Genomic DNA, 10,984 nt, shown 5'->3' on the forward strand with positions numbered 1-10,984 from the left:
CGTTTGCTTTTCCCCGTCGTCCTGAACCGTTAGAATCGACGTTTGATTCTTTCATACTGACACGCCATGCTGACCTTCCAGGAAATCATCCTTACGCTGCAGAATTATTGGAGCCAGCAGGGCTGCGTGCTTATGCAGCCCTTCGATATGGAGGTGGGCGCCGGAACTTCGCATCCGGCCACCTGCCTGCGCGCAATCGGTCCCGAACCTTGGAACGCGGCTTATGTTCAGCCTTCGCGCCGTCCCAAGGATGGGCGCTACGGTGAAAACCCGAACCGTCTGCAGCATTACTACCAGTTCCAGGTGGCTTTGAAGCCTAGCCCTGACAATATTCAGGAGCTGTATCTGGGCTCGCTCAAGGTACTGGGCATCGATCCGACTATCCACGACATCCGCTTTGTCGAAGACGACTGGGAAAACCCGACGCTGGGCGCATGGGGGCTGGGTTGGGAAGTCTGGCTGAACGGTATGGAAGTGACCCAGTTCACTTACTTCCAGCAAGTTGGCGGCCTCGACTGCAAGCCGGTGCTGGGTGAGATTACCTACGGTATCGAACGTCTGGCCATGTATCTGCAGGGCGTGGAAAACGTGTACGACCTGTTGTGGACGGTGTATCCGAACGGCCAGCGCGTGACCTATGGCGACGTTTACCACCAGAACGAGGTCGAGCAGTCGACTTACAACTTCGAATACGCCAACGTCGACAAGCTGTTCGAGCTGTTTAGCTACTACGAATCCGAGGCCAAGCGCCTGTTGGAGATTCCGCTGGCCTTGCCGGCTTACGAAATGGTGCTCAAAGCCGGTCACAGCTTCAACCTGCTGGATGCGCGCGGTGCCATTTCGGTAACCGAACGTGCCGCCTATATCGGCCGCGTGCGTACCCTGTCGCGTGGTGTGGCACAGGCTTATTACGCATCGCGCGAGGCACTGGGTTTCCCGATGTGCCCTAAGGCCGATTGAAGTGAAAAACCGGATTCTCCTGTCTTTGTGTCTGGCCTGCACGCCGGTGCTGGCTGACAACTGGCTGGTGTACGAGGACGGGGCTGCCTTGCAACTGGCGATAGACCCGGCCTCCATCTGGCGCGAAAACGGCAGGATCCACTTCGTCAACCAGGAGCGGTTCACCCTGCGCCAGAAGGATGCCAAGCTGGGCATCAGTTACCACATCCGCCGTTTGAGCGGCTGGGCTGATTGCAGCAAATACCAGTATGTCTTTGTCGGCGCCAATTTCTATACCGCCGCCGGCCGGAATGTCTATACGCAGATGTTCCCTTTGCCGGAATACGACTGGGTCTGGCAGCCCGTAGATCAGGGGTCGGTCGCCGCCGCGATGATGCGCGAGGTGTGCCGGCTTGGACGAACCGCTCAGAGCAAGAAAATACAATGACTATGAAAGCCACGTTGCTTATCGAACTCCTCACCGAGGAGTTGCCGCCCAAGGCGTTGCAAAAACTGGCGGCCAGTTTTGCCGACACCATCAGTAGCGAACTCAAGCGCATGGCGTTTGTTGATGCCGATGCTGTCGCCACCGTGTTTGCCAGCCCGCGCCGCTTGGCGGTGAGTCTGCCTGGGGTGCTCAATCTGCAGCCCGAGCAGACGCTGGTCAAGAAAGGCCCGTCGCTCGCTGCCGGCATGAAGGACGGCCAGCCATCCAAGGCGCTGGAAGGTTTTGCCCGCTCTTGCGGTGTGGCCGTATCCGAGCTGATCACACTGAACGATGGCAAGCAGGACGTCTACGCCTACCAGAGCGTTAAGGCGGGCGAGAGCCTGTCGGCCGTGCTGACCAGCGTGGTTGAGCTGGCGATGAAAAAGCTGCCGGCACCCAAGCTGATGCACTGGGGCGATAGCGACCATCTGTTTGTGCGCCCGGTGCACGGCCTGATGATGTTGTGGGGCGAAACCGTGGTCGATGGCGAAGTGCTGGGGCTGAAGAGCCGCAACGCCACCCGTGGCCACCGCTTTATGAGCGAAGGCGAAGTGCTGGTCGAGTCGGCCGATAGCTATGCGCGTACCCTGTTTGACGCGGGTAAAGTGGTGGCCAGCTTCGTCGCCCGGCGCGAGCTGATCGCCAAGCGTCTGCATGATGCTGCCGCCGTACTGGGCGCGACGATTGCCGCCGATGATGCGCTGATCGATGAAGTGTGCGCGCTGGTAGAGTGGCCGGTGGTGCTGGAAGCCGGCTTTGAAGCCGAGTTCCTTAAGGTGCCGCAGGAGTGCCTGATTCTGACCATGCAGCAGAACCAGAAGTATTTCCCGCTGCTGGATGCTGCCGGCAAACTGATGAACCGCTTCTTGCTGGTGTCGAATATCGAGGCCGCCGATCCTTCGCATGTGATTCAGGGGAACGAGCGCGTCTTGCGCGCGCGCCTGTCGGATGCCAAGTTCTTCTTCGAGCAGGACCAGAAGCTGCCGCTGGCTGCGCGTCTGGAAAAACTCGCCGGCGTGGTTTACCACAACAAGATCGGCTCGCAGCTGGAACGCGTGGCGCGTCTGGAAACGCTGGCCGGTGTCTTTGCCGCCAAGCTGGGCTCCGATGTGGAGGCCGCACGCCGCGCTGCGCGTCTGGCCAAGGCTGACCTCGTGACCGATATGGTGGGCGAGTTCCCTGAGCTGCAAGGCGTGATGGGCATGTACTACGCCTCGCATGATGGCGAAAGTGCCGTCGTGGCGCAGGCCATTGAAGGCCATTACCACCCGCGCTTTGCCGGTGACGCCTTGCCGCAAAGCGATGTGGCAACGGCGGTTGCGCTGGCGGACAAGCTTGAATCTATTGTCGGCATCTGGGGTATTGGCCTGATTCCGACCGGCGATAAAGACCCGTTTGCGCTGCGTCGCGCCGCTTTGGGCGTGCTGCGTATGGTGCTGGCGTCGCCGCTGGACTTGAAGGACATCATTGCCGAAACAGCCGCCGTGTTCCCGGCCGGCCTGTTGTCGGATGCAACGGCAGACGAAGTGTTTGCCTTTGCTCTGGAGCGCCTCAAGCACTTCCTGGCGACCGATTACAAGGGCGACGAGATCGATGCCGTGCTGTCGCTGACGCCTAGCCGTCTGGACGAGGTGCGCGCGGTGCTGGCCGCGGTGGCCGAATTTAAGGCCTTGCCGGAAGCGGCTACGCTGGCAGCGGCCAATAAGCGGGTAAAAAACATCCTGAAAAAAGCCGAAGGCGAGATCGGTGCGGTGAATCCGGCCTTGTTTGCCGAAGACGCCGAGCGTGCGCTGTTTGAGGCGATCGCGGCGATTGCGCCCGAGGTGGATGCCAAGTTTGCCGCGCATGACTTTGCCGGTGCGCTGTCGCAGCTCTCCAGCCTGAAGCTGCCGGTCGATGCCTTCTTCGACGGCGTGATGGTGATGGCCGACGACGCTGCCGTGCGCGCCAACCGCATTGCCTTGCTGTCGCGTCTGGCCGAGCTGTTTAACCGTGTGGCCGACATTTCCTTGTTGGCCGACTAAAGGGAGCGGGGGTGGAAGATGGGAAGGGCAGAGGGCGCATTGATCCTCTGCCTGCTATTTTCCGCGCCCTTATTTATGAAACTAGTCATCCTCGACCGGGACGGCGTGATCAATCAGGATCGCGACGATTTCGTCAAAAACACGCTGGAATGGATACCGCTGGACAAGAGTCTGGAAGCGGTTGCCAACCTGACCCAGTCCGGCTGGCATGTGGTGGTGGCAACCAACCAGTCGGGCATAGGCCGCGGCCTGTTTGATGTGCATGCGCTGAATGCCATGCATGAAAAAATGCACCGTCTGGTCAATCAGGCGGGCGGGCGCATCGATGCCGTCTTTATCTGCCCGCATACGGCCAATGATAAATGCGGCTGCCGCAAGCCGATGCCGGGCATGGTGCAGGATATCGCCGAGCGTTTTAATGTCAGGCTGGAAGGCTTGCCGATGATAGGCGACAGCCTGCGCGACCTGGAGGCGATTGCCGCCGTCGGCGGCCAGCCCATTCTGGTGCGCACCGGCAAGGGTGAAAAAACACTGGCCGCCGGCAATCTGCCGGCCGGCACACTGGTATTCGACAATCTATTTGAAGCGGCGACCCATTTGATCGCTGGCTGATGCATGACGGAGTAGGCGCATGACCCTGGGGCTGTTAATTCGCAATCTGGTTTACTGGCTGGCGGTGATCGTGCTGACACCGCTGTGCTTTGCTGCGCTGTTTGTCTGTGCCTGGCTGCCCCGGCGCCGGCGCCATATTTTTGGCAAGTCGTGGGCGCTGATGTTGTTATGGGTGCTTGAGCATGTGGTCGGCCTTAAATTCCGGGTCATCGGGCAGGAAAACATTCCCGATGTGCCATCGATTATCTGCTCCAAGCACCAGTCGGGCTGGGAGACGCTGGCGCTGCAAAAGATTTTTCCGGATCAGATTTATGTCGCCAAGCGCGAGCTGCTATGGGTGCCGTTTTTTGGCTGGGGCTTGTGGCTGATGAACGCCATCATGATCAATCGCTCCGATCGCGCCAATGCCAACCGGCGCATGCAGGAGCAAGGTCTTGAGCGTAAGCGCCACGGTTTCTGGATTACCGTTTTTCCCGAAGGGACGCGTATTCGTCCCGGGGTGGTGGGTAAATATCGCCCCGGTGCGGCGCGCATGGCCAAGCAACTGGATATGCCTTTGGTGCCGGTCGCGCACAATGCCGGCGAGTTCTGGCCGCGCAATGCTTTTATCAAGCATCCGGGCGAGATTACGCTGGTGATCGGCCAACCGGTTTATCCGAGTGAAGAGATGGGGCCGGAAGCCTTGATGGCCCAGGTCGGCGAGTGGATTGAGGCGCGTCAGCGTGAAATCGGGGGTGTCGGCCCTTGTGCGCATCCCGATGAAAAGCAGGCACGCATTGCACTCGCTCATTCTGCCTGAGGGCGAACTGGCGGTCACCGTCTTGCGCCGTCCGCGTAAAAGCATTGCTTTGCGCATGCGCCATGATGGACTGGAAGTGGTCGCCCATCCGCAAGTGCCGCTGGATTATATTCGCGAGCTGCTGATCCGGCGCACGGACTGGATACGTCACCATTGGCAGCAACAGCGCACGCTGGCGCAAGCCAAGGCCTTGCAGCCGCAGCATGTGTTTTTGATGGGCAGGCCGCTGCCCATTGTTTTTTGCGGCGGCACGCGGCAGCGGGTGGTGCTGGCTGAAAGCGAAGCGCAGGTTTACGGTTTGTCCGGCGAGGATCAGCCCGAACTATTGCGTGCTGCGCTGGCGCGGGCTTTAAGCCGCAAAGCCGCACAGACATATCCGGCCCGTTTGGCGTGGTTTGCGCCAAAGCTTGCCCGGCCGATGCAGGGCTGGCAGTTGTCCGGTGCGCGAACCCGATGGGGCTCTTGTACCGCCGGGGGCAAGGTGCGGCTTAACTGGCGCCTGATTCAGGCACCTGACTTTGTGCTGGATTATGTGATGGCACACGAGCTGGCCCATCTGGCTCATTTGAATCATTCGCCTGCGTTCTGGGCTGAGCTTGCGCGCCTGCTGCCGGCTTGGCAGGCAGGGCGCGACTGGCTTAAAGAACATGGCAGGCAACTGTTTAGCCTGGGCTGAATCATTTTCCACTAGGAGAGACATCATGCGTTTACTGCATACCATGCTGCGTGTCGGCAACCTTGAGCGTTCGCTGGCGTTTTATCAGGATGTGCTGGGGATGAAATTGCTGCGCCGTAGCGATTACCCGGAAGGGCGTTTTACCCTGGCTTTTGTCGGTTATGGTGACGAGGCATCGGACACGGTGCTGGAGCTGACCCATAACTGGGATACGGCATCCTATGCGCTGGGTGATGCTTTCGGTCATCTGGCGGTCGAAGTGGATGACGCCTATGTTGCCTGCGACGCGGTTCGCGCCAAAGGCGGCAAGGTGGTGCGTGAAGCCGGTCCGATGAAGCATGGCGTGACCGTTATTGCTTTTGTCGAAGATCCGGATGGTTATAAAATTGAGTTTATCCAGAAGGGTACTCAGTAAATAGTACCCGGCCTGATGGGCCGGGTTAATCGGCAAATCCGGTTTAAGGGTTTGCCACTTTAGGAGACATAATGATTAAAACCTTGCTTACAGCAGCGAGTCTTGCGCTGTTGCCGGCATTGGCGCAGGCGGCGGATCTGGACGGTTCGACGCTGAGTCTGATTTGGGGGCTGCCGTTTGCCGGCATCTTGCTGTCGATTGCGCTGTTCCCTATTTTTGCCCCGGGTTTCTGGCATCACCACTTCGGCAAGATTACCGCCATGTGGAGCGTGCTGTTTCTGGTGCCGTTTATTGCCGTCTTCGGTTTCGGCATGGCCTTGTCCGTTGTCGTGCATGCGATGATTGCCGAGTACATCCCGTTCATTATCCTGCTGTTTGCCCTGTATACGGTGTCGGGCGGGATTCTGATCTGGGGTAATTTGCATGGTTCGCCCAAGCTCAATACCAGCATTCTGGCTATCGGTACCGTTTTGGCCTCCATTATGGGGACAACCGGTGCGGCGATGCTGCTGATTCGTCCTTTGCTCAAGGCTAACGATAACCGCAAGAGCAGTGTGCACGTTGTGGTGTTCTTTATCTTCCTGGTGGCCAACGTCGGTGGTGGTTTGACGCCGCTGGGTGATCCGCCGCTCTTCCTTGGCTTCCTCAAGGGTGTGACCTTTGGCTGGACCTTGCAGCATATGGCCTTGCCGGTATTCCTGACTTCGCTGACGCTGCTGGCAATCTTCTTTGCCGTTGATAGCTATTTCTTTGCCAAGGAAGGCGTGTTGCCGGTTGATCGCACCAAGGATAGCCCGATCAAGATCCATGGCAAATTCAACTTCCTGTTGCTGGCCGGCGTTGTGGGCGGGGTATTGCTGTCCGGTTTCTGGAAGCCGGGTATCAGTTTTGATGTGATGGGTACGCATTGGGACCTGCAGAATATCGTCCGCGATGCGCTGCTGCTGGTTATTGCCGCTGCCTCCCTGTATCTCACGCCTAAACAGATACGTGCCGGAAACGATTTCAACTGGGATCCGATTCTGGAAGTCGGCAAGCTGTTTGCCGGTATCTTTGTCACCATTGCACCGGTGATTGCCATTCTCAAGGCCGGTACCGAAGGCCATCTGGCACCGCTGGTACATATGGTGTCGGATAGTTCGGGTGCGCCGATCGATACCATGTATTTCTGGATGACGGGTATTTTGTCCAGCTTCCTGGATAATGCGCCGACCTATCTGGTGTTCTTCAACCTCGCTCATGGCGATGCACAGACCATGATGGGGCCGATGGCGGATACCTTGCTGGCCATTTCCATGGGTGCGGTCTTTATGGGTGCCAATACCTATATCGGTAATGCTCCCAACTTTATGGTCAAGGCCATTGCCGAACAGCGTGGTGTGAAAATGCCTAGCTTCTTCGGTTATATGGGCTGGTCCATCTGCTTCCTGTTGCCGGTATTTGCCGTATTGACGCTGATATTCTTCTGATGGGAATGATCGGGGTGGGCTTGAGTTTAAGCCTGCCTTGATTAAGGCGTAAAGATTGCCCGGCAGGCTAGCGCTTGTCGGGCTTTTTATCGGTTTGTTTGCTGCGAAGAGTCAATAGAGGAGGAGCGTGCGCAGAATATGGACGATAAAAAAGCCATTGAGCAAAACTCAATGACTTAAATATCTGTTGGTGCCCAAGAGAAGACTCGAACTTCCACACCCTTGCGGGCGCTAGGACCTGAACCTAGTGCGTCTACCAATTCCGCCACCTGGGCCTGCCAAATTGTTTACTGCCAGCAATATAAAACAGCTGTTTACTGCGATGGTGCCCAAGAGAAGACTCGAACTTCCACACCCTTGCGGGCGCTAGGACCTGAACCTAGTGCGTCTACCAATTCCGCCACCTGGGCCTGCCAAATTGTTTACTGCCAGCAATATAAAACTGCTGTTTACTGCGATGGTGCCCAAGAGAAGACTCGAACTTCCACACCCTTGCGGGCGCTAGGACCTGAACCTAGTGCGTCTACCAATTCCGCCACCTGGGCCTGCCAAATTGTTCATACTGCAAACTGATAAATCAGCCTGATAAAGCGACTGGTGCCCAAGAGAAGACTCGAACTTCCACACCCTTGCGGGCGCTAGGACCTGAACCTAGTGCGTCTACCAATTCCGCCACCTGGGCATCGCTTTACTGTATGATCTGCGCTACATTGCTGTAACGAAGTGCGAATTATATTGACCTAGCCGAGGAAGTCAATGCCTGCCACGCAAAAAAAACAAAAAAGCATCCCGTTGCGCTTGCAAGACCCGCATCTGGAACGTGAAAAAGTCAAATACGACAAGCCTTTACCTAGCCGTGAATTTATTCTGCAAATTCTGGCCGGGCAGGGTGTTCCCATGTTTCCAGCCGAGCTAATCGGTTTGCTGAATATTACTGAAGAAGAAAAACCCTTTTTCGAACGCCGCCTGTTTGCCATGGAGCGTAGCGGAGAAGTCGTTATTAACCGTACGGGTGCGGTTTGTGCCGCGCAAAAACTGGATCTGCTTAAGTGCAAGGTCTCGGGTCATCGCGATGGCTATGGTTTTGCCATGCCATTGGAGGGAGAGAAGGGTGATCTCTTTCTGAGCGAGCGTGAAATGCATAAGGCCATGCATGGCGATATCGTCATGGTGCAGCCTGGTGCGCCGGATCGCCGTGGCCGCCGTGAAGGGCGTATCACCGAGGTGCTGGAGCATGCGGTGAAAACGCTGGTTGCCCGCGTCTATCTGGATCGTGGCGTATGGACGGCTCGCGCCGAAGATAAACGCATTCGGCTGGATATCCTGATCGAACCCGGTGGCGAAGGTGCTGCCGTGCATGGTCAGGTTGTCGTGCTGGAGATTACCGAATATCCGCAAGGCTACCGTGCGCCGATTGCCCGGGTGAAGGATGTGCTGGGTAATTATGCCGATCCGGGCATGGAAATAGAAATCGCGCTGCGCAAGCACGATTTGCCGCATGTATTTAGCGAGGCCGCTCAGGCGCAAGCCAAGGCCACGCCGAAAAAGGTACGCAAGAAAGATCAGCAGAAGGGGCGCGAGGATATTCGCGACCTGCCTTTGGTGACGATTGACGGCGAGAGCTCGCGCGACTTCGACGACGCGGTATTTGCCGAAAAGCGGGGCAAGGGCTATCGCCTGGTCGTTGCGATTGCCGATGTCAGCCATTATGTGCAGCCGGAAGATGCGCTGGATATGGATGCGCTTGAGCGTGGTACTTCGGTATATTTCCCGCGACGCGTGATACCGATGCTGCCCGAGGCCTTGTCCAATGGCATCTGTTCGCTGAACCCGGATGTCGAGCGCCTGTGTATGGTGTGCGACATGCAAATCGGCGCCAAGGGCAAGGTGAAGCGCTATCGCTTCTATCCTGCCGTGATGCGCTCGCGGGCGCGACTTACCTATAACCAGGTTTGGGATTGTCTGCAAAACGGCACGGATCACCCGCAGATGGCGCAGATGCAAACGCTGCATGCCTTGTTCAAGGTATTGCTGGCAGCGCGTGCCAAGCGTGGTGCGATCGAGTTTGATACGATTGAAACGCAGATGCTGTTTGATGGCGTTGGCAAGATTGAGCAGATTGTGCCTGTCGTGCGCAACGATGCGCATCGCCTGATCGAAGAGTGCATGTTGGCAGCCAATGTGTGTGCGGCAGAGTTTTTGCAGGAGAGCGGGCAAAAGTGTCTGTATCGCGTACATGAAGGCCCAACAATTGAAAAACTGGAAAATTTGCGTGTTTTCCTGAATGGAGTGGGCCTGTCTTTGGGTGGTGGCGATAAGCCGTCGACCAAGGATTATGCTGAGCTAGCCGAAAAGATTCAGGATCGGCCGGACGTCGAGGTCTTGCAGACCATGCTGTTGCGCTCCATGCAGCAGGCGGTCTATAGCCCGACCAATGGCGGCCACTTCGGTCTGGCCTATAAGGCATACACGCATTTCACTTCGCCTATCCGCCGCTACCCGGACTTGCTGGTACACCGTGCGATCAAGGCGGTGCTGGAAGGGCGTAAGTACAAGCCTTCGCAGAAATGGACGCAATTGGGTGTGCACTGCTCCACGGTCGAGCGGCGTGCGGATGATGCCAGTCGCGATGTCGAGTCCTGGCTGAAAACCTACTATATGCGCGATAAGGTGGGCGAAGTCTTTACCGGCAAGATCGCTGCCGTCACCGGCTTTGGCGTTTTCGTGATGCTGGACGGCGTGCATGTGGAGGGTTTGCTGCATATCTCGGAGCTGGGTAAGGATTACTTCCATTTCCGCAAAGAGATGCAGGCGATTGTCGGCGAGAAAAGCGGCGTTCAGTACCGCTTGGGCGATGCCATGACGGTGCGGGTCGTGCGCGCCGATCTTGAAAGCGCGCAGGTTGACTTTGCATTGGTGCGTGAAACGCCCGAAGCCGAGATCGATAAACCGGCCAAGTCCACCAGATCGCGCCGGCGTAAAGGTGGTGCGGCGCGTGTTGCGGCGGAACAGCCTAATAGTGAGCTCGTGCCACAGGCTACGCCAGTCGAGACGGCGCCGGAGCCTGTCGTTCCTGTTGCCGCTCCTGTTCAGGTGCCGGTAGCGGCAGTTGAGCAGCTTGCGCCTCCGGTTAAGGACGTCGCTAAGGAAGCTGCCGCGCCTGCTGCGCGTCGCCGTGGTGCCCCGCGTAGTTCGGGCGTCACCGTCAAGCTAACGCCGGCGGTAACGCCTGTTGCGCCACCCGCACCGGAAAAGCCTAAACCCAAGCCGCGTAGCCGGGCCAAGCCGGCCGTCGCTAAGGTATCGCCTGCCGCTGAGCCTGCAGTTAAGCCTGCAGTTAAACCAGCAGTTAAACCAGCAGTTAAACCAGCAGTTAAACCAGCAGTTAAACCAGCAGAGGGCGTGGCCGCCACGCCTGCACGCAGTCGGCGTCGGCGTACTCCGCCTGTTACTGACAGCTGATGGCTGAATCGCCAAGACAAAAGCCGCATTTCGCGGCTTTTGTTAATTATTGGTGTTTTTGGCGCTTTTTTCAAAATAAGTGTTGACGCGTCCTTCTTCCT

General features: G+C 57.5%; 9 protein-coding genes and 4 tRNA genes. 9 read left to right on the forward strand and 4 right to left on the reverse strand.

The genetic code is table 11. From position 1 onward, the window contains the following. Positions 1-66: 66 nt before the first annotated feature. The 8 genes from glyQ (at position 67) to M3P88_RS14655 (ending at position 7,421) form a co-directional block, all read left to right on the forward strand. Positions 67-960 carry a glycine--tRNA ligase subunit alpha gene (glyQ, locus tag M3P88_RS14620; RefSeq protein ID WP_124736706.1) on the forward strand — a complete coding sequence of 298 codons (894 nt, stop codon included), beginning with the start codon at positions 67-69 and terminating at the stop codon, positions 958-960. Between the two features lies 1 nt (position 961). Further along, positions 962-1,387, forward strand: coding sequence for a surface-adhesin E family protein (locus M3P88_RS14625; RefSeq protein ID WP_249616731.1), 426 nt, complete (start codon positions 962-964; stop codon positions 1,385-1,387). A 2-nt stretch (positions 1,388-1,389) separates the two neighbouring features. Beyond that, the gene (gene glyS / locus M3P88_RS14630; RefSeq protein ID WP_502798963.1) at positions 1,390-3,450 is read left to right on the forward strand and encodes a glycine--tRNA ligase subunit beta; all 2,061 of its coding nucleotides are present in this window, start codon (positions 1,390-1,392) and stop codon (positions 3,448-3,450) included. Between the two features lie 75 nt (positions 3,451-3,525). Continuing rightward, complete coding sequence (gene gmhB, locus M3P88_RS14635) at positions 3,526-4,062, forward strand: D-glycero-beta-D-manno-heptose 1,7-bisphosphate 7-phosphatase (protein ID WP_124736708.1); 537 nt, start codon at positions 3,526-3,528, stop codon at positions 4,060-4,062. A gap of 19 nt (positions 4,063-4,081) precedes the next feature. Next, on the forward strand, positions 4,082-4,861 hold the full coding sequence (locus M3P88_RS14640; protein WP_249616733.1) for a lysophospholipid acyltransferase family protein: 780 nt from the start codon (positions 4,082-4,084) through the stop codon (positions 4,859-4,861). Next, positions 4,839-5,537 (forward strand): M48 family metallopeptidase, encoded by a 699-nt coding sequence (locus M3P88_RS14645; protein ID WP_249616734.1) that lies wholly within the window; start codon positions 4,839-4,841, stop codon positions 5,535-5,537. The genes M3P88_RS14640 and M3P88_RS14645 overlap by 23 nt, the downstream gene beginning before the upstream one ends. Positions 5,538-5,562: 25 nt before the next feature. After that, the gene (gene gloA / locus M3P88_RS14650; protein WP_249616735.1) at positions 5,563-5,952 is read left to right on the forward strand and encodes a lactoylglutathione lyase; all 390 of its coding nucleotides are present in this window, start codon (positions 5,563-5,565) and stop codon (positions 5,950-5,952) included. A gap of 71 nt (positions 5,953-6,023) precedes the next feature. Beyond that, entirely contained in the window at positions 6,024-7,421 is a 1,398-nt protein-coding gene (locus M3P88_RS14655; protein ID WP_249616736.1) for a sodium:proton antiporter, read from the forward strand. Between the two features lie 188 nt (positions 7,422-7,609). Here the strand turns inward: M3P88_RS14655 and M3P88_RS14660 are convergent. The 4 genes from M3P88_RS14660 to M3P88_RS14675 all read right to left on the reverse strand — a co-directional run bounded on the left by M3P88_RS14660 (position 7,610) and on the right by M3P88_RS14675 (position 8,103). Beyond that, a tRNA-Leu gene (locus M3P88_RS14660) sits at positions 7,610-7,696 on the reverse strand. Positions 7,697-7,744: 48 nt separating this feature from the next. Beyond that, positions 7,745-7,831: transfer RNA gene (locus M3P88_RS14665), tRNA-Leu, on the reverse strand. A 48-nt stretch (positions 7,832-7,879) separates the two neighbouring features. Continuing rightward, positions 7,880-7,966: transfer RNA gene (locus M3P88_RS14670), tRNA-Leu, on the reverse strand. A 50-nt stretch (positions 7,967-8,016) separates the two neighbouring features. Further along, positions 8,017-8,103, reverse strand: a tRNA-Leu gene (locus tag M3P88_RS14675). Between the two features lie 74 nt (positions 8,104-8,177). Here M3P88_RS14675 and rnr point away from each other — a divergent pair. Beyond that, positions 8,178-10,883 (forward strand): ribonuclease R, encoded by a 2,706-nt coding sequence (rnr, locus tag M3P88_RS14680; RefSeq protein WP_249616737.1) that lies wholly within the window; start codon positions 8,178-8,180, stop codon positions 10,881-10,883. Positions 10,884-10,984: the final 101 nt, after the last annotated feature.

The sequence above is a fragment of the Craterilacuibacter sp. RT1T genome, assembly GCF_023502145.1.
Taxonomy (GTDB): domain Bacteria; phylum Pseudomonadota; class Gammaproteobacteria; order Burkholderiales; family Chromobacteriaceae; genus Craterilacuibacter.

What these genes read in the sequence shown, in the direction of transcription:
- glyQ (WP_124736706.1), top strand. Translation starts at nt 67, where the DNA reads ATGCTGACCTTCCAGGAAATCATCCTTACGCTGCAGAATTATTGGAGC.
- gmhB (WP_124736708.1), top strand. Translation starts at nt 3,526, where the DNA reads ATGAAACTAGTCATCCTCGACCGGGACGGCGTGATCAATCAGGATCGC.
- M3P88_RS14640 (WP_249616733.1), top strand. Translation starts at nt 4,082, where the DNA reads ATGACCCTGGGGCTGTTAATTCGCAATCTGGTTTACTGGCTGGCGGTG.
- rnr (WP_249616737.1), top strand. Translation starts at nt 8,178, where the DNA reads ATGCCTGCCACGCAAAAAAAACAAAAAAGCATCCCGTTGCGCTTGCAA.
- glyS (WP_502798963.1), top strand. Translation starts at nt 1,390, where the DNA reads ATGAAAGCCACGTTGCTTATCGAACTCCTCACCGAGGAGTTGCCGCCC.
- gloA (WP_249616735.1), top strand. Translation starts at nt 5,563, where the DNA reads ATGCGTTTACTGCATACCATGCTGCGTGTCGGCAACCTTGAGCGTTCG.
- M3P88_RS14655 (WP_249616736.1), top strand. Translation starts at nt 6,024, where the DNA reads ATGATTAAAACCTTGCTTACAGCAGCGAGTCTTGCGCTGTTGCCGGCA.